At 40.8% G+C, this 19,211-nt stretch carries 16 protein-coding genes and 4 tRNA genes; 10 read left to right on the top strand and 10 right to left on the bottom strand.

Features of this window, described 5'->3' with window-relative positions; translation table 11 throughout:
- From J671_RS26265 to pilB, 3 genes are read right to left on the bottom strand one after another with little or no spacing between them, the layout of a single operon-like run.
- The gene (locus J671_RS26265) at window positions 1–861 is read right to left on the bottom strand and encodes a prepilin peptidase (protein WP_004710834.1); all 861 of its coding nucleotides are present in this window, start codon (window positions 859–861) and stop codon (window positions 1–3) included.
- Window positions 861–2,087 carry a type II secretion system F family protein gene (locus tag J671_RS07740; protein WP_004710832.1) on the bottom strand — a complete coding sequence of 409 codons (1,227 nt, stop codon included), beginning with the start codon at window positions 2,085–2,087 and terminating at the stop codon, window positions 861–863. The genes J671_RS26265 and J671_RS07740 overlap by 1 nt, the downstream gene beginning before the upstream one ends.
- 27 nt (window positions 2,088–2,114) lie before the next feature.
- On the bottom strand, window positions 2,115–3,827 hold the full coding sequence (gene pilB / locus J671_RS07735; RefSeq protein WP_031981888.1) for a type IV-A pilus assembly ATPase PilB: 1,713 nt from the start codon (window positions 3,825–3,827) through the stop codon (window positions 2,115–2,117).
- A 290-nt stretch (window positions 3,828–4,117) separates the two neighbouring features.
- On the opposite strand from pilB, the gene tpiA reads away from it, so the two are divergent.
- The 10 genes from tpiA to J671_RS07685 all read left to right on the top strand — a co-directional run bounded on the left by tpiA (window position 4,118) and on the right by J671_RS07685 (window position 11,213).
- Window positions 4,118–4,912, top strand: coding sequence for a triose-phosphate isomerase (tpiA, locus tag J671_RS07730; protein WP_031981887.1), 795 nt, complete (start codon window positions 4,118–4,120; stop codon window positions 4,910–4,912).
- A gap of 12 nt (window positions 4,913–4,924) precedes the next feature.
- The gene (gene secG / locus J671_RS07725; protein WP_002156913.1) at window positions 4,925–5,254 is read left to right on the top strand and encodes a preprotein translocase subunit SecG; all 330 of its coding nucleotides are present in this window, start codon (window positions 4,925–4,927) and stop codon (window positions 5,252–5,254) included.
- 56 nt (window positions 5,255–5,310) lie between these two features.
- Window positions 5,311–5,395: transfer RNA gene (locus J671_RS07720), tRNA-Leu, on the top strand.
- Between the two features lie 38 nt (window positions 5,396–5,433).
- Window positions 5,434–5,510, top strand: a tRNA-Met gene (locus J671_RS07715).
- An 88-nt stretch (window positions 5,511–5,598) separates the two neighbouring features.
- Window positions 5,599–5,675, top strand: a tRNA-Met gene (locus J671_RS07710).
- Between the two features lie 88 nt (window positions 5,676–5,763).
- A tRNA-Met gene (locus J671_RS07705) sits at window positions 5,764–5,840 on the top strand.
- 215 nt (window positions 5,841–6,055) lie between these two features.
- Complete coding sequence (gene rimP / locus J671_RS07700; RefSeq protein ID WP_002157009.1) at window positions 6,056–6,580, top strand: ribosome maturation factor RimP; 525 nt, start codon at window positions 6,056–6,058, stop codon at window positions 6,578–6,580.
- A 37-nt stretch (window positions 6,581–6,617) separates the two neighbouring features.
- Window positions 6,618–8,102 (top strand): transcription termination factor NusA, encoded by a 1,485-nt coding sequence (gene nusA, locus J671_RS07695; RefSeq protein ID WP_002156952.1) that lies wholly within the window; start codon window positions 6,618–6,620, stop codon window positions 8,100–8,102.
- Between the two features lie 10 nt (window positions 8,103–8,112).
- Window positions 8,113–10,812, top strand: a complete 2,700-nt coding sequence (infB, locus tag J671_RS07690; protein WP_031981886.1) for a translation initiation factor IF-2 — start codon at window positions 8,113–8,115, stop codon at window positions 10,810–10,812.
- A complete protein-coding gene (locus J671_RS07685) occupies window positions 10,812–11,213 on the top strand; it encodes a ribosome-binding factor A (protein ID WP_002157043.1) in 402 nt (133 codons plus the stop codon). The genes infB and J671_RS07685 overlap by 1 nt, the downstream gene beginning before the upstream one ends.
- A gap of 56 nt (window positions 11,214–11,269) precedes the next feature.
- Here J671_RS07685 and J671_RS07680 read toward each other — a convergent pair whose 3' ends face one another.
- From J671_RS07680 to J671_RS07650, 7 genes are all read right to left on the bottom strand, one after another.
- Window positions 11,270–11,674: a Na+/H+ antiporter subunit G gene (locus J671_RS07680; protein ID WP_002157026.1), complete on the bottom strand. Its 405-nt coding sequence runs from the start codon at window positions 11,672–11,674 to the stop codon at window positions 11,270–11,272.
- Between the two features lie 12 nt (window positions 11,675–11,686).
- On the bottom strand, window positions 11,687–11,962 hold the full coding sequence (locus J671_RS07675; RefSeq protein ID WP_002053531.1) for a monovalent cation/H+ antiporter subunit F: 276 nt from the start codon (window positions 11,960–11,962) through the stop codon (window positions 11,687–11,689).
- Entirely contained in the window at window positions 11,959–12,486 is a 528-nt protein-coding gene (locus J671_RS07670; protein WP_002156972.1) for a Na+/H+ antiporter subunit E, read from the bottom strand. The genes J671_RS07675 and J671_RS07670 overlap by 4 nt, the downstream gene beginning before the upstream one ends.
- A gap of 2 nt (window positions 12,487–12,488) precedes the next feature.
- The gene (locus J671_RS07665) at window positions 12,489–14,300 is read right to left on the bottom strand and encodes a monovalent cation/H+ antiporter subunit D (protein WP_031981884.1); all 1,812 of its coding nucleotides are present in this window, start codon (window positions 14,298–14,300) and stop codon (window positions 12,489–12,491) included.
- Complete coding sequence (locus tag J671_RS07660) at window positions 14,300–14,668, bottom strand: Na+/H+ antiporter subunit C (RefSeq protein ID WP_000624229.1); 369 nt, start codon at window positions 14,666–14,668, stop codon at window positions 14,300–14,302. The genes J671_RS07665 and J671_RS07660 overlap by 1 nt, the downstream gene beginning before the upstream one ends.
- Entirely contained in the window at window positions 14,665–17,514 is a 2,850-nt protein-coding gene (locus tag J671_RS07655) for a monovalent cation/H+ antiporter subunit A (RefSeq protein WP_031981882.1), read from the bottom strand. Before J671_RS07655 ends, J671_RS07660 begins: the two co-directional genes overlap by 4 nt.
- A 314-nt stretch (window positions 17,515–17,828) precedes the next feature.
- Complete coding sequence (locus J671_RS07650) at window positions 17,829–19,211, bottom strand: AAA family ATPase (RefSeq protein ID WP_006580954.1); 1,383 nt, start codon at window positions 19,209–19,211, stop codon at window positions 17,829–17,831.

Raw genomic sequence — 19,211 nt, 5'->3', positions numbered from 1 at the left:
TTAACCTCCCAAATAAATTTTCATAATCTGATCACCCCATAAAAAGGCAACCCAACCTGCAATGGCAATATATGGCCCAAACGCAAAAGGCTGATTGTCATTTCTTAATTTTAATAAAATGATGCCAATGATTGCGCCAAGTAACGATGACAATAACACAATTAACGGCAGCATCAATGGCCCCATCCATGCACCTAATGCTGCAAGTAATTTAAAGTCGCCGTAGCCCATACCTTCTTTGCCAGTAATTACTTTAAATAAGTAATAGACAATCCAAAGACATAGAAAACCAATGAGGTAACCCCAAATGGCCGAGTTGGGTGAGGTGTAGATATTAAAGGTGTTAATGCCTAAACCAAGCGCAGCTAAAGGTAGGGTAAAGCGATCAGGCAATAATTGTGTATCGAAATCAATAAAGGTAAGTGCTATCAATATCCATGTGAGGACGAGTCCAAAAAGCATTTGTATGGTTGGACCAAACACCATAACCACCACCAATGAACATAGCATGGTAAGTAGTTCGATGGCTGGATAGCGAATGCTAATCGGGTGCTGGCAATGACCACATTTTCCTCTTAACACTAGCCAGCTTATGAGTGGGATATTTTGATACCAACGGATGGGTTGATGGCATGCAGGGCATGATGAAGCAGGCTTACTTAAAGTTAGCTTCTCATGATCAATAATGGGTTGCTCAGGATTGAGTAACATTTGGCATTCTTGCTGCCAATCTTGCTCCATCATTCTTGGTGTGCGGTAAATCACTACATTAAGAAAGCTACCGATACATAGGCTCACGAGTGCAACAGCAATATAAAGTGCAGTTAAGTTTTGAATAAAATACGCAATGATGTCTTGCATTATACAACTGAGCCCATTTGGAAAATTGGAAGATACATAGCAATTACCAGACCACCTACGAGTACCCCTAAAATTGCCATAATTAAAGGTTCCATCATAGAAGTTAAACCATCAACGGCATTATCCACTTCATTTTCATAGTAAGTGGCAACTTTATCGAGCATGCTGTCTAGTGCACCCGATTCTTCACCAATTGCAACCATTTGTATAGCCATAGATGGAAAACGATTAGATACTCGCATAGCAAATTGAAGTTGTTGACCGGTTGCCACATCTTCACGAATTTTCATCACAGCTTGCTCATAAATGACATTATTTGTTGCGCCTGCAGTCGACTCTAGTGCATCAATAAGCGGAACACCTGCGGCAAATGTTGTAGCAAGTGTGCGGCTATAACGGGCAATAATTGCTTTATAAACCAGATCTCCGAAAATAGGTAACTTAAGCGCCAGTTTATCTAAGCCATCACGAAACTTTTTACTACGTTTTTTTGCTTCTAAAAACGCAGCAATAAATACACCAATTGCAATAATCATAATGAACCAGTATTCCTGCATCCATTTCGACATATTCACGACCATTTGTGTAAATGCTGGTAATTCTGCGCCGAAAGAAGCAAATAAATCTTGGAAAACGGGGACTACTTTAACCATCAAAATAATAGTCACCACAATGGCTACCACAATAACTGTTGCAGGGTATTTCATTGCTTTCTTAATTTTTTGCTTGAGCAACTCACTTTTTTCTTTATAAATTGCAACGCGATCCAACATCGTTTCGAGTGCACCTGATTGTTCACCAGATTCAACAAGTGAACAAAACAAGTTATCAAAATGTTGAGGGTACTTTTTTAAAGCTGAGGCAAAGGTACTACCACCTTCAACTTCACTTTTAATACCGAGGACAACCTCTCGCATGGCAGGGTTTTCTAAACCTTCTGCTACAATTTCAAAGCCTTGTACTAGAGGTACACCAGCTTTCATCATAGTCGCAAGTTGTCGGGTAAAAATCGTAATATCGAGTGTAGTTACTTTTTTCTTAAATAACCCTTCAAGAATATTTTTACGTTTTTCACGTATAGTTCGAACAGTCACCCCTTGTTTGCGTAAGGTTACTTTGGCTAAAGCCATATTTTTAGCCGGAAGTTCTCCTTTAATTTTTACGCCCTTACGGTCAACCCCTTCATAAGCAAAAGTCGGCATCATTTGTGCCTTTTTGACAGCCATTAGATTATCCTTATTTTAAATAGTGTCTTATTCACTGGTTACACGGTTAACTTCTTGTAAAGAGGTCACCCCTTGCATCACCTTTTTTAAACCTGAACGACGTAGATTATTAAACCCCAATTTTTCAGAAGCAGCCGCGATTTCTAAAGCGTTGCCATCTTCCATAATAATCTTGGAAATTTCAGGTGTAACTTTCATTACCTCATAAATACCGACACGGCCTTTATAGCCTTCACGACATTCAGGACAGCCCACGGGTTGAAAAACCCGAAAATCTGGATGTGCTAAATCTTGTTCGGTAAAGCCCATTTCTAATAAGCTTTGTTTAGGAATATCAGCAGGTATTTTACATTGAGAACAAAGACGACGTGCTAAACGCTGTGCAATCACTAGATTTACTGATGTTGCAATATTAAAAGAAGGAACCCCCATATTGCGTAGACGGGTCAATGTTTCCGGAGCACTATTGGTATGTAGTGTTGACATCACCATGTGGCCGGTTTGAGCAGCCTTAATCGCAATTTCTGCTGTTTCCAAGTCACGAATCTCACCGACCATAATAATGTCAGGGTCTTGACGTAAAAAAGACTTAAGAGCAGCTGCAAACGTTAAACCCACTTTAGGATTGACGTTAACCTGATTAATACCTTCTAAGTTAATTTCCACTGGATCTTCGGCAGTAGAAATATTGGAACTTTCAGTATTTAAAATATTTAAGCCTGTATATAGAGATACAGTTTTACCGGAACCTGTTGGTCCAGTAATCAAAAGCATACCTTGTGGTTTATCTAAAGCTTCCATAAATAAAGCTTTTTGTTCTTCTTCGTAGCCTAATGCATCAATGCCTAGCATTGCGCTTGATGGGTCAAGAATACGTAGAACTAACTTTTCACCAAACAAGGTAGGGAGCGAGTTCACACGGAAATCAATTGCTTTGGTTTTTGACAGCTTAAGTTTGATACGACCATCTTGTGGGACACGTTTTTCAGAAATGTCCATTTGAGACATTACTTTTAAGCGTGATGCCAAACGGTTTGCAAGTTGTAAAGGCGGATTAGCAATTTGACGTAACACACCATCGACACGATAACGTACCCGATATGACTTTTCATAAGGCTCAAAATGTAAATCTGACGCGCCCATACGAATGGCATCAATAAGCAACTTATTAATATATTTAACAATAGGAGCTACATCACCTTGAGGTGTTTCTTCTTCATCTTCTTGAGTGGTAGGACCATCAAGGCTGACGTCAAGATCAAACTCTTCATCATTAAAGTCAAAGCTGCTTTCTTCTGCAAAATGCTGGCCTAAAACTTTTTCCAGCTTATGATGCTCGACAATAACAGGTTCAACCAGCAATTTACTGTTAAAACGGATTGCATCGATTGCTTCAATATTGCTTGGGTTGCTGGTCGCGACATATAGAATTTGTCCTCTTTGAATGAGCGGCAAAATTCGATGTTTTAAAATCAGTTTTTGATCGACCAGATCTTTAGGAATCTGAGATGTGTCATAAACATCTAGATCAAAATATGGTTCAGCAAACTCCGCAGAAATGGTTTCAGCCAATAAAGAAGGGGAGAGATGTACCTCTTCAATTAAATATGCGACTGTATCCTGCTTGGCTCTCTTTGCTGCATCTAATGCATTTTGCATGGTCGCTGCCGACACATGCTTTTCTTCGACTAAACGCCGAAAAAACCCCGTAAATTTTGGAGATGTATGTAATACTGACATCTGCCTGCCTATGCTAATGTGTTTATAATTGGTATATGAAAAATTATACTTTTGTTATGTAAAATTACTACCTTATAAAGTGTTGCTCTTGTCTTACTCGAGCTATTAAAGCTTGAACTAGTCGAAGTTTTTAAAGATTAATTTTTAGAATGTTTAACTTCGAATGGCTATAAAGTTTTTCTTAATTTCAAAGAGAAGAAAAGATATAAGTAATCCCATTAAAGAGAAGTATCTGAAATTTGTATAAATGCGTGTAGAATGTGCTGCATTTTTGATGAAAGGTGAGCAGTATGTCGGGTTCGACGATTACGCCTTGGGTAGTTGGCAACTGGAAAATGAATCCAATGCGTGCTAACGCCAACCAACTTATAGAAGAATTTAAACAATTATTGCAACAAAACCAAATTGCAGATGAAAGCTGCCATGTGGGCGTTGCCCCTGTTTCTATTGCACTTACAACAGTACAGGCGCAATTGCAGGATGCTGCAAGAACGGTATATACAGTTGCGCAAGATGTATCGCGTATTGCAGGTACAGGTGCTTATACTGGCGAAGTTAGTGCAGAATTATTAAAAGATAGCCAAATTAATTTCGTATTGGTCGGACACTCTGAACGCCGTGATATTTTTGGCGATAACGTTGAAATTTTGAAGGCGAAACTCCAAAATGCATTAAATGCGGGCTTGACTGTCATTTATTGTGTGGGCGAAAGTCTTGAACAGCGTGAGCAAGGCCATGCAGAGCAAGTTGTTTTACAACAAATTTGTGATATTGCACCTGTAGTGACTGCTGAACAGTGGCAAAACCAAGTTGTAATTGCTTATGAGCCGATTTGGGCAATTGGTACTGGTAAAACAGCTTCACCACAAGATGCGCAAGCAATGCACGCTAAAATTCGTGAAGGCTTATGCCAGCTTACTTCAGCGGGTTCAAGTATTGCTATTTTATATGGTGGTAGTGTAAAAGCTGAAAATGCTGTTGAATTAGCTGCATGTCCAGATATTAATGGTGCGTTGGTGGGTGGTGCTTCATTAAATGCAGCATCTTTTTATCAAATTGTACAAGCCTTCGCGCAAAGCAAATAACGAGGATAGGGTATGCACTCTTTTGTACTTGTTGTACATATTATTTTAGCTGTACTGATGATTGCATTGATTTTAGTGCAACATGGTAAAGGCGCAGATGCTGGTGCTTCTTTTGGTGGTGGCGGTGCAGCAACTGTATTTGGTGCATCTGGTTCGGGTAACTTCCTTACTCGCCTGACTGCTGTTTTAACTGCATTGTTTTTTGTAACGAGTTTGACTCTTGCTGTTTTTGCAAAAAAACAGACTACAGAGGCATATAGTTTGAAAACTGTACAAACAACAGCACCAGCTCAAACAACATCGCCTGAAACTTCACCAAATGCACCAAAAACGGGTCAATAATTCGAAATAGGGCTTTCCTTTTGCAGTTGGAAGGACTAGAATGCGTCCCACAAGCTGCGGTGGTGGTGGAATTGGTAGACACGCTACCTTGAGGTGGTAGTGCCTTCGGGCGTGGGGGTTCAAGTCCCCCCTTCCGCACCAACTTTGAACCAGAAAGTTGAGTGCAAGCAGTTTATTGATGCGGGATGGAGCAGTCTGGTAGCTCGTCGGGCTCATAACCCGAAGGTCGTTGGTTCAAATCCAGCTCCCGCTACCAATTTGATTAAGGTGCAACTTAATCAAGCGAATATTGTAAAGTTTACATTGACTTTTTTCGATATTTGTATATAATTTTTGCACGTTGATGCGGGATGGAGCAGTCTGGTAGCTCGTCGGGCTCATAACCCGAAGGTCGTTGGTTCAAATCCAGCTCCCGCTACCAATTTGATTAAGGTGCAACTTAATCAAGCGAATATTGTAAAGTTTACATTGACTTTTTTCGATATTTGTATATAATTTTTGCACGTTGATGCGGGATGGAGCAGTCTGGTAGCTCGTCGGGCTCATAACCCGAAGGTCGTTGGTTCAAATCCAGCTCCCGCTACCAAGTTTCTTAAAAGAGGCTCACAGACAGGTGGGCCTTTTTGCACAGTGGACTATTGTTTTCTGTGCTACATAGGGGCGATTAACGCCCTTTTTTATTGGTTATCGTATCGCTATCGTGTAGTGTCGACATCAATTGGTCAAATAGTCATGCTTCACTATAGTAGGTCTGTGTCGGTTAAAACAACCGATTGAATCGCACGAGAATGACGAGAGTAAATGAAATTATCAAATAAATCCCAAGCATTGTATGACATGATTGCTCCAGCAGTGCAGGCATGTGGTGTTGACCTGTGGGGAATCGAATTCCTTCCACAAGGTAAACGTTCATTATTGCGTATTTATATCGATAGACCGGTTGATGAAAACGCTGAACCAGTGATTAATGAAGATGGTGAAGTAGAACAAGGTCGTGGTATTGGCGTACAAGATTGTGTACGTGTTACACAACAAGTCGGCGCGATGTTGGATGTTCATGATCCGATTTCAGGTGAATATTCTTTAGAAGTTTCTTCACCAGGTTGGGATCGCCCTTTTTTTCAACTCGAACAGTTGCAAAGCTATATTGGACAACAAGTTGCTTTGCGTTTAATTGCAGCAGTAGAAAATCGCCGTAAATTTCAAGCAAAACTCCTTGCTGTAGACCTTGAAAATGAAGAGATTAAGGTTGAAGTTGAAGGAAAGCATGTGCTTGATATCGACAGCAACAATATCGATAAAGCAAACTTGATCTATCAAGATTAAATTTATTTAAATTATATAAGAAATCGGTAGGTGACTTATGGGCCGCGAAATTCTTACCGTTGTAGAAACGGTTAGTAATGAAAAAGGTGTTAGTCGTGAAGCGATCTTCGAGGCTTTAGAACAAGCTCTAGTTGCTGCAACGAAGAAAAGATTTTACGAAGGTACGCATGCTGAAGAAGCTCAGCTTCGTGTAGAGATTGATCGTAAAACTGGTGATTACCGTACATTCCGTCAATGGACTGTAGTGGCGGATGAAGATCACGAAATGCCAGCTTGCCAAGATGCGATCTCTGATGTTGATCCATCGAAATGGTCAATTGGTGATGTGCGTGAACTTGAAGTTGAATCTATCGAGTTTGGCCGTATTGCTGCGCAAATTGCAAAACAGGTTATCGTACAAAAAATCCGTGAAGCTGAGCGTGCTTTAGTTGCTGATGCATACGAATCTAAAGTGGGTGAGTTAATCTACGGTGAAGTGAAAAAACAAACCAAAGATGGTTTCATCATTGATTTAGGCGACAACGCAGAAGCTTATCTTGCTCGCGAAGAAATGATTCCTAAAGAAATTCTTCGTCCAAAGCAACGTGTAAACGCTATCTTATATAATGTTAACCGTGAAGGCCGCGGCGCTCAGTTATTGTTATCACGCGCTAAGCCTGAAATGTTAATCGCTTTAATGAAAAAAGAAATTCCTGAAATTTCTGAAGAGATTATCGAAATTAAAGCAGCGGCACGCCAACCAGGTGTCCGTGCTAAAATTGCAGTTAAAACAAATGATCACCGTATCGACCCTGTAGGTGCATGTATTGGTATGCGTGGTACGCGTATTCAAGCTGTACAGCAGGAGTTAAACGGTGAACGTATTGATGTAGTGGTTTGGTCTGATGATCCAGCTCAATACATTGCTAGCGCATTAGAACCAGCTGATGTTTCAGGCATTGTGCTTGATGAAGATGCAAGAAGTGCCGATATTATTTTTGCAACCAGCGATCAATTAGCTCGTGCGATTGGCTCACAAGGTCAAAACGTTCGCTTAGCTTCTGATTTAACTGGCTACAAACTCGACATGATGCTTGAAGAAGAGTATCGTGCTCGTCAGCAAAATGAAGCTCAACAATATCTCGACATGTTTGTATCACGTTTAGATATTGAAGAAGATTTAGCAATGGCATTGGTAGAAATGGGCTTCACTTCTTTAGAAGAGATTGCTTATGTTCCTGCTGAAACTTTTGACGAAATTGAGCTTGATGCTGAATTGGTTGAGTTATTGCAAAGTCGTGCAAAAGAAGCAGCCCTTACTGATGCTTTGAAACAGCAAGAAAATATTCAAGAACCGAGCGCAGACCTTCTCACAATGGAAGGCATGACTTCTGAGATCGCTTACTCGCTTGCCGCTCGCGGTATTATTACCGTTGATGATTTGGCAGATCAGGCTACTGACGATATCTCTGATATTGAAGGTCTTGATCATGAAAAAGCAGGTCAATTGATCATGAAAGCTCGCGAATCATGGTTTAACTAGGAGATGAAATATGACGGACAAGTCGATTAAAGAGTTAGCTCTCAGTGTAGGACGTCCTGTTGAGAAGCTCCTAGAACAGGCTCCCGAAGCAGGGTTGCCTCCACCTAAAGCAGACGACAATATTACCACTGAACAACAGGATACTTTAGTCAATCATTTGAAAAAAGTGCATGGTCAGGAAAGTGGTAACACAGGAAAAATTGCGTTGAAACGTAAAACAACCAGTACCGCTAAAGTTGCAAGTACTTCAGGTAAAGCAAAAACAATTAACGTAGAAGTACGTAAAAAACAGGTTTTTGCTAAACCAAACCCAGAACAAATTGCAGCAGAAGCTAAAGCGCGTGCAGAAGCAGAAGCTAAAGCACGTGCAGATCAACAAGCGCGTGAAACTGCAGAGCAAAAAGCGCGTCTTCAAACAGAGCAAAAAGCAAAAGCAACTTTAGATGCAATGCGTGCTGCTCATCAACAAGATAGCGCTGCACAGTCAGCTCCTAAAGCTGCCGTTGTAGTGAAAAAACGTGGTGGTGGTACAGTAAAACCTGCACCAAAACCAGCAGAAACATTAGAGCAAAAGAAAGCGCGTGAAGCTCAAACAGCTCAGTTAAAAGCAACTGAAGAAGCTGCACGTCGTAAAGCGGCTGAAGAAGCTCAGCAACGTACGCTTGAACAAATGCGCAAAATGGCATCTAAGTACTCAAATGACGATGCTACTACCACAATTCGTGTAATTGATGATTCTCCACTTGCTTCAGGTCTTGTTGGCCAAGCGTATGAAGATTCATTTAAGCAAGAAGACCGTGAAATTAAACGCGGTGGCGCAACTACTAACCCGCGTGCGGGTAAGAAAGGTGGTCGTCGTGGTCAAGAAGAGCAAAGCTTCGTTAACCATAACAAACGTGGTTTAAAATCAAGCCAAGCAAACAAGCATGGATTTGAAAAGCCAGTTAAAAAGCAAGTCTATGACGTAGAAATCGGTTCAAGTATTGTTGTTGCCGATCTTGCTCAAAAGATGGCGATTAAAGTACGTGAAGTTATCAAAACACTTATGAAAATGGGTGAGTTGGTTAATCAAGATCAAGCTATTGACCAAGATACAGCGGCACTTGTTGTAGAAGAAATGGGACACAACCCTGTTCTAGTTTCTGATACACAGGCGGAAGATAACTTGCTTGAAGCGGCTGAAGAAGCGCGTGGTGAGCAAACAACTCGTCCACCAGTTGTTACGATTATGGGTCACGTTGACCATGGTAAAACATCATTGCTTGACCGTATCCGTCGTTCGAAAGTTGCGGCTGGGGAAGCAGGGGGTATTACCCAGCACATTGGTGCGTATCACGTTGAAACAGACAAAGGGATTATTACATTCCTTGATACACCGGGACATGCTGCGTTTACTTCAATGCGTGCACGTGGTGCTAAAGCAACAGATATCGTGGTATTGGTTGTTGCGGCAGATGACGGTGTAATGCCACAAACTGCAGAAGCAATTGACCATGCACGTGCAGCAGGGACTCCAATTATTGTTGCAATCAACAAAATGGATAAAGAATCTGCTGATCCAGACCGTGTGTTAAATGAATTAACAACGAAACAAATCGTTCCAGAAGAATGGGGTGGTGATGTTCCGATTGCTAAAGTTTCAGCACATACTGGACAAGGTATTGATGAACTTCTTGATTTAATTCTTATTCAATCAGAATTGATGGAATTAAAAGCATCTGCTGAAGGTGCTGCGCAAGGTGTTGTTATTGAAGCGCGTGTTGATAAAGGCCGTGGTGCAGTAACTTCTATTCTTGTTCAAAACGGTACATTAAACATTGGTGACCTTGTTCTTGCAGGTTCATCTTATGGTCGTGTCCGTGCAATGTCTGATGAAAACGGTAAGCCAATTAAATCAGCAGGACCATCTATTCCGGTAGAAATTCTGGGTCTTCCAGATGCTCCAATGGCAGGGGACGAAGTTCTTGTTGTAAATGACGAGAAAAAAGCACGTGAAGTTGCCGATGCTCGTGCTGACCGTGAACGTCAAAAACGTATTGAGCGTCAAAGTGCAATGCGTCTTGAAAATATCATGTCGTCAATGGGCAAAAAAGATGTTCCTACAGTGAACGTTGTTTTAAGAACTGACGTACGTGGTACTTTAGAAGCATTGAATGCAGCTTTATATGAACTCTCTACTGATGAAGTAAAAGTTCGTGTAATTAGTTCTGGTGTTGGTGCGATTACTGAATCTGATGTAATTCTTGCTGAATCTTCAGAAGCAGTATTGTTAGGCTTCAATGTTCGTGCTGATACAGCTGCGCGTCAGAGAAGTGACCAAGACGGTATCGATATTCGTTACTACAGCATCATCTATGAATTGATTGATGATGTGAAAGATGCCATGAGCGGTAAACTTGCTCCTGAACACCGTGAAACAATCTTGGGTGTTGCTGAAGTACGTGAAGTATTCCACTCAAGTAAGTTTGGTGCAGCAGCAGGCTGTATGGTACTTGAAGGTACATTACACCGTAATAAACCGATTCGCGTATTACGTGATGACGTGGTTGTGTTCCAAGGTGAACTTGAATCATTACGTCGTTATAAAGATGTAGTTGATGAAGTTCGTGCTGGTATGGAATGTGGTCTTGCGGTTAAAGGTTATAAAGACATCAAAGTACAAGATAAGATCGAAGTATATGATGTTCAATTGATTAAACGGAGTCTTTAATGGCGGGTAGCCAACGCTTAAAGCGAATGGCGGATTCAGTACAGCGTGAGCTGTCTGATCTAATCCGTCAGGAGTTAAAAGATCCGCGTCTGGGTGGTCTAGTGACCATCTCAGCCGTGAAAGTCAGTGCGGATATGGGATACGCTGAAGTTTACGTTACTGTTATGGGGCGTGAGCTAGGTGATGAGCAGAGTGAAGCAGCAAATAAAGAAACTTTAGATGTATTAAATAAAGCTTCTGGTTTCTTGCGTCATGAACTCAGTCGTCGTATCAAAACACGTATTACGCCTCGCTTACGTTTCCATTACGATAAGACGAATGCATATGGTAATTATATGTTTGGTCTTATTGAAAAAGCGGTACAAGATTTACCGGAACGTAAGTCAGATGACGAAGAGTAATTTATACTCAAAATAAAAAAGCCACCTTTGGGTGGCTTTTTTATTTGTTCACATTTTTATTCCTGAGGAGGCTCCATCGGAGGTTTGTTTTGTGAAAAGCGTTGTCCGATTTTATAGCGATCCCATGGTAATGGACGTTCGATTGCTTCAGGAACTTCACCACTTAATGAGCGTAAACGCAGATGTAGTGCTGCTTGTGCAATTAAATTGGCTGAAACAGGTGCTGTAATGAAAGCTAACAGAGTGATGAGAAGTTCGGCAAAGCCAAAACGACCTTGAAAAGCAAAAAAGATCATTGAAGCAATTAAAAAGCTACCTAGTCCTAATGTACTCGATTTGGTAGGCGCATGTAGTCGCATAAATAAATCGGGTAGGCGTACCATGCCGATTGAACCAACTAACATAAAGAACGAACCAAAAACTAGAAAGATCGAAACAATAATTTCCATTGTAATTTGCATTTTGACCTCCCTCTAATCGATTACATGACCGGTTGTAAAATAACGAGCCAAAGCAGCTGTCGATACAAACCCTAGCATGGCAACTAATAATGCCCCTTCAAATAAAGAGGTGGTTGTCCAATAAATACCTAATACAACAATGAGACAAGTTGCATTTAGAAAAAGGGTATCAAGTGCTAAAAGGCGATCTACAATTGATGGTCCCATCACCATGCGAAACAGACAGAGCAACATAGAGATCGTGATGGCAATCAAGCTAATGCCAAGTGCATAAGGTAGGATGGTCATGTGTTGTCCTCCGATTTGCTTTTCACATCAAAAATTTCCATGAGTGGAGCCTCATAGCGTTGTTTGATGTCTTGCACATCACTTTCAGTATTTTCTGTACTGAGCGAGTGTACCAAAATGTCACCACGCTCTTGATCAATACCAGCAGAGACCGTACCTGGTGTTGTGGTAATAATCATTGCGAGTAAAGAATTTACTTGTTCATGTTCTGTTTCTAATGGAACACGGTACCATTTGGGATGTAATTTTTTAGGTGACCCTAATACCAGTTTAGCAACGCGAAAATTGGAAACAATAATATCCCACAGTACAACAAAGCATAGTTTTACTGCTGGTTGCCAATGAATGTGCGGTGTTCTAGTAATAAAAGGTCGAACCAATCGAGGAATCACAAGCCCCAAAATTACAGCCATAAGCAGGTCACTTGCATCAAGACTATGCGAGAGCATTAACCAAAAAACGATAATTAAAAAAGAAACAAATGGATGCGGGAACCAGCGGTCAAGCAATTTAGATAGCTGCATTGTTATGGCTCCATAGGTTTCAGTTGACTTTCATCAGCAATGGTTGGTGTTTGCAATTTTTCTTGCTGCTGAATTTGGCGGTGTTTGTATTCGGAAATATGTACACCGTTGTATGTGTCTTTAGAAATAATGTCAGGTATCAGATAGGCATTATGATCTTCAACTTCTCCACCATATTTTGTTTCTGGTAAATAAGTTGAATCATAAGGCTGCACACTAATGATTTCGCCATTTTGATCAGTTTTAAGAATAGATTGCTGATATAAGGCGTGATTTTGAATTTGCTGAGCAGTGCTTGTGGTGTAGTGCAACACAGGTGAAGCAAATACGACATAAGCCACTAAACCTGCAAGCAAAATATAAATCACTGAATCATTACGTGGTGGTGCACGTTCAGGTAAAGCCCGATAAATAATATAAGCAGGATTGATCGGATCTTCTTCTGGTGCTGAGGCACGCCAGAATAAAATAAATCCGACACGTGTTAACGCAATAATGCTTAATAGACTGACCACAAGCACAATACCAATTACCCAGCCTTGATATGCTGTTTCAACAGTTGCTTGTAAAATAAACACCTTTCCAAAGAAGCCACTAAAAGGTGGTAAACCAGCGAGCATCATGGCAATTAAGAAATAAGTCAGCATGGCTGCTTTTTCTTGCTTAATTCTTGGTGCGATTTTTAAGTGATCTTTGAAATCACCGCGTTGCGAAGTCATCCAACCACAGAACAAGTAAAATGCAGCACCGATCAGTGTACTGTGGACTAAATAGAATAGTGCCCCTGACCAAGCTTGCGTATTTGACATAGCAATTGCAGTCAATAATGTACCAATCGAAGACAGCACCATAAAACCAACAAAACGTCTAAGGCGATCTGCACCGATTGCTCCAACCACACCGTATAGAGACGTAATTAAGCCAATTGGAAGAAGCCAACTTTTAAAGATTTCTTGGCTAAGTACATCATTAAATACAGTCCCATTTACACGCAAAATGGCATAGATGCCCACTTTAGTCATAATGGTAAAGATCGCTGCGACAGGTGTACTTGCAACGGCATAAGTTTTTGGTATCCAAAAACCCACTGGTAGCATGGCTGCTTTAATACCAAACACGACAAATAACAGTAGGGCACCAGCGACTGCTAATTTATGTTGATCTGCATCTAAAGTTGGTAAAAGGCGTGAAACGTCAGTCATATTTAGACTGCCTACACTGCCATAAATCATACCAAGGCCAATTAAGAATAGGGCAGAGGCTAAGAGATTGATAATGACATAGTGTACGCCAAGCTGAAAACGTGGTTTGCCTTGTCCATGCAACAGCAAAACATAGGACGCCATAAGCAAGATTTCAAAGAAAACGAACAGGTTGAATAAGTCACCTGTAAGAAATGCTCCGCATAGGCCCATTAAAAGAAAATGGAATATAGCGTGGAAATAGCGACCTCTCGTATCCCAATTCTCACTTGCATACCATAAAACCGGGACTGCTAAGGCATAGGTTAAAACCAGCATAAATGCTGAAAGTCGATCAAGTACCAGCACAATACCAAATGGTGCTGACCACTCGCTCAACTGGTAAACAGTAATTTGGCCTGTATTAGCAACAATCAGATAACTAACAGCAGTGACTAAACCTGCGATTGCTGAGAGCAAGCTAATGCCACGTCGCCAACGTTGACGCCAGTCTTCTTTTAATGCACCAGCGCCAGGATTGCCTAGAAGCAGTAAAATAAAACCAGTAAATGCCGGGATGAGGATGCTGAAAATTGGTGTATTTGCTTGCCAAAAAGATAAAAAATCAAACATCACGGCTCATCCTCACGTGGGTCGTATGTTGGAGAAATATCTTCTTTTGCATCAACGTGGTCACTACCTGATTCATAACGGCTGCGTAAAGCCAGTTGCACAATAAACGCTGTGGTTGCGAAACCGATAACGATCGCAGTTAAAACAAGCGCTTGTGGAAGCGGATCTGTAATATTGGTGGTCTCCGTTAGGATAGCTGGCGAGCTGACTTGCAGACGGCCCATCGCAAACAAAAATAAGTTAACCGCATAACCTAGTACGGCTAAACCCAACACAACAGGAAAGGTACGCGCACGCAAAATAAGATAGATGCCTGTAGCAACAAGTAGCCCAATGGCAGAGGCCAGTAAGAATTCTAAACTGATCATGATGATTTCTCCCCATGAGGTACAGGACCAGACATACTCGAGTGGCGAGAGTCTCCTAATACAGAAATGAGTAGCATAGTGGCACCTACCACCGTGATATACACACCCAAATCAAAGCTTGCTGCTGAAGCCAGATGTAGTTTTCCTAAAATTGGTAACTCAACATAGACATGAGCACTAGTTAAGAATGGACGTGCCCAGAACCATGCGGCAATACCAGTTAAGCCCGCAATTGTTAAACCAGAACCAATCCAGATTTCATAAAGACGACCAGATTGTGCTTTTAACATTTGTTCTGCTTGATCTTGACCTAAAGCAATGTATTGAATAATGAGTGCCATTGAGGTAATTAAACCTGCAATGAAGCCACCGCCAGGGTAGTTATGTCCGCGCATAAAGATATAGACACTTACCACTAACGCTAAAGGTAAAACCCAAGAGGCCGTAATACGGAACATAAGCGGAGATGGGTTAAAGCGGTAGGTCAGGCCTTGGGTCATGGTAGTACCGTGTACGCGCATGCCATCCATAAGACATAGCGCACCAATCGCAGCAATGCCTAATACGGTAATTTCACCAAAGGTATCGAAACCACGGAAGTCCACCAAAATAACATTCACGATGTTAGAACCACCGCCAAGTGGTAAAGATTGCTGAGCAAAGAACCATGAAATCGAATTATGGTCACGCGTTAAAATGAGCCACGTAATCCAGCCGATACCTAAGCCACCAATGATTGCTAAAAATGCATCTCTTAAACGTCTTGAGCGAGTAGATTCATAAGGTGTCAGCTGTGGTAGTAAAGACAAACTCATTAACAAAAGAACAGTCGTAACCACATCTACCGTAATTTGAGTAAGTGCTAAGTCAGGTGCAGACATGGTAACAAACACCATGGTTACCACGAGACCAATTGCACCGCTAATGAGTACAGCTTTGATGCGTTCATGGTGAAACCAGAGCATCATCCAGCAACCTGAGAATAAGGTTAGCCAAAGCACAACTGCAATCCATGGGGCATGAGTCAGCTCACGTGTACCTGTGGTAAGCCCTTGATTGAGCAAAGGCAGAGTAACCATGACGATGCTAAAAGCAATGATTAAAAACAGGTAACTTTGCAAAGAACCATTTTCGGTTTTTTGTTTGATTTTTCGGCTCGTTAATAATAAATGCTTTAAGAATAAATCAAATAAAATACGGCCTTGTAAGCGACCAAGTCTTGGGTCAAGGTCGATCTTACGAATCATGCCATCTTTTGCTAGGGCAAAATAGAAAAGCGTACCTCCAGCCAAGGCAATAATACTCATGACTAATGGCGCATTGAATCCATGCCAAATTGCAAGATGAGTTCCTGCAAAATCAGGCTGCATAAGACTTGCGCGTGTCACACTGTTAACTAAAGGCTCGACCAGTAGGGCAGGGAAAATACCGACCAAAATACATAGTGCCGCGAGCAATATAGCTGGTGCTCTCATGCCGATAGGTGGCTCGTGGGCATTTTTATTTGGAACTTGTTTACCCAATGGGCCATCAAAAAATACGCCGTGAACTAACCGAATTGAATAACTCACTGCAAAAATACCGGCAAGGGTCGCAATAATACTGGCAAAAATAACAGCCGATCCTGAAAGGTTCGCTAACAGTTCGGTAAAGAACATTTCTTTAGAAATAAAGCCATTGGTAAGAGGAACACCTGCCATTGAGGCTGCAGTGATCATAGTGAGCGTTGCGGTAAACGGTAGTAGCTGCCAAACACCACTTAATTTTCTAAGATCACGTGTACCTGTTTCATGGTCAATAATCCCTGCAATCATAAACAGGGCAGCTTTAAAGGTTGCGTGGTTAATAATATGAAAAATTGCAGCGGCAACCGCTAAAGGTGAACCAATACCTAACAAGCAGACAATAAGACCTAAATGACTAATAGTGGAATAGGCTAATAATCCTTTTAAATCTTCTTTGAAGATAGCAAAGCATGCCGCCATACAAAGCGTGAATAGGCCGACAAACGTGACAATGTTGTGATAAAGCGCCGCACCAATAAAGATAGGTGCAAGACGTGCTAATAAGAAAATACCTGCCTTAACCATGGTGGCAGAGTGCAAATAGGCTGACACCGGAGTGGGTGCTGCCATTGCATTGGGTAACCAAAAATGAAAAGGGAACTGAGCACTTTTAGTAAAAGCACCGAGTAAAATAAGCAAAAGCATCGGAACAAAAAGATGATGACTTTGAATGAGGTCTTTCATTCCGACAATATCATTAATTTCATAAGTACCGGTGATTTGTCCTAATAAGACAAATCCACCTAGCATGGCGAGTCCACCCATTCCTGTAATGGTAAGTGCCATGCGCGAGCCACGTTGAGCAGCTTCGTAATGACTCCAGTAACCCACTAATAAGAAAGATGAGATACTGGTAAGTTCCCAAAACACTAATAAAATAATTAAATTGTTTGAAAGGGAAATACCCAGCATTGCTGCCATAAACAGCATGAGTAATAAATATAATTTACTTAATGAATTTTTAGGGCCTAAATAATAATAGGCATAAATATAAATGAGTGTACCGATACCGGTAATAAGAAGAGAAAATAATAAACCAAGGGCATCAAGTCTAAAGCTCAGATTAATTCCTAATTGCGGTAACCAATCCCAACTTTGTTGAATGCTTGCACCACCAAGCACAGTTTTAGCCTGAGTCAGTAATAAACCAAAACTGGTTAAACTGACTCCGATCGCCCCTAAAGCCGTTACTCCACGTGAAAACCGTTGAAGCAATGAAACAAGGGTGGTGCCTAATATTAACGGTAATAAGATAATTATCGGTAGCACACTCGTATCCATATATAATTTAGACCGAAGCCTAAAGGTGAAATTTTCATTTCAGAATAGATAGGAATTCAAAGAGATTTCCAAAGCTTATATTCTGAAAACCCGACCAAATTAGAAAAATAAAGCGAGAAACAAGTTGTATTGCGCAACTTGAATAATAAAAACGCAAAATGAAATTTATTGTACACTAAAAAATCATTAAAAATCTGATGTTATTACATGTGGTAACAACATCTAGTGATTTTTCAGCTCAAAAAACAGATTTCATCGTATATTTAGCGAATCCGGTTTTTATTATAAAAATTGAGCTATATGGATAATAACGTCTACAGAGATGAGGTTTCTTCCGAAGTATCTCCTGCATGAATCATACGTAATAATTCATTTTTTTGTTGTTCATTTAAGTTTTGAATTTGTTGGTACAAATTGTCGATCTGGGCTGTTGTAGGTTCAGTATCAGGTGGCAAAGTATCTATATGTGGTGCTAAAGCTTCATCTCGATGCAAGAGGGTATAAAGGTGTTCGAGCTGCTGCTGAGTCGTATTTAAATCAAGTTGACCTACTTTGCCATGTTCTAATTTAAAACATTGATAAGCAGTCGCATGCTCAAGTAATTCTTCACGGCTCCCAGTCACTATAATTTGTAAACGCGGAAATGCTTGATGAAGTCGATTTAAAATTTCTGAACAATGTTGAGCATCTAGTTGTGAATCGATCTGGTCAATTAATAAAATTCCTTCGCCTTCAAGGCAAGGATCTAAGCTGAGTGGGTTGAGCAAACAAAGTCTGCGTACAACATCCCCTACGAGTGCGATCCATGTTTTTGTGGTATTGGAAAGTTGTTGAAATGCTAAAGCTTCACCTTTGTAATGTACCATGAGTTGAAGCCGTGGATGATATTGTAGGTAAAGGTCTTCAAGTTCTGGAAATATAATCTTTAACGCTGATTTAAGCGCATATAGATTTGGTGAAGGAAGCTGTTTAGGTTGCCCTGCCAATTCGATTTGAAGCTGATGTAAAAGTTCTTCCTGATTTTGTGGATTAGATTGTTTTGAAATAATTCGTTGTACAACCTGCGCTGCTTGCGCATTTTCAATATCGCTAATTTCACGTAACCATTCAAAAAAGCGAGTAAAAGTTGTAAACGGGATTAAACTAATTTCATAAGCAGAAATAGACTGAGTAATACCTGGAAGGTTTTTATTGAGTAAATTTATATCGTTAACAAATCGTTCAGATGGGTAATAGGCAAGTAGAGGAAGCCCTTGAAGCGGGTCTTTTCTGGTGACTTGATGATAAAGCGTAACAGTTTGATCGAGCTGCTGAGTTTCAACTTGACTAATACCCACACCAGTTGCATTTAAGGTCTTAAATAGTTTCCAACTACAAACGGATGTGTCGGTTTGCTGTGCAGATGTAGTTTCAGGTAATTGCCCGAACTCTGAAGGAATATGGATACTCACTTCTATTTTAGATTGTAAACGAGAATGAGTAATGTCTTGATCGGGCATGACAACACCCGGAGTGCGGACATCTTTAAGACGCGCAGGAAACCACGTTAAAGCATGATAAATATGCTTAAGTAGCATACTTTTACCGGTTGCCTGCTCACCTAAAATTAAAGTAATCGGTTGCTTATCATATTGAAACTGGATCTTTAGGTCATGAAACAGAGCAACATGTTTAAATTGGATGGATTGAAGTCTCAT

Source organism: Acinetobacter sp. 1130196 (genome assembly GCF_000588095.1).
Taxonomy (GTDB): domain Bacteria; phylum Pseudomonadota; class Gammaproteobacteria; order Pseudomonadales; family Moraxellaceae; genus Acinetobacter; species Acinetobacter nosocomialis.
The sequence above is the reverse complement of the archived record's forward strand: the minus strand, read 5'-3'. Positions and strand labels throughout refer to the sequence as shown.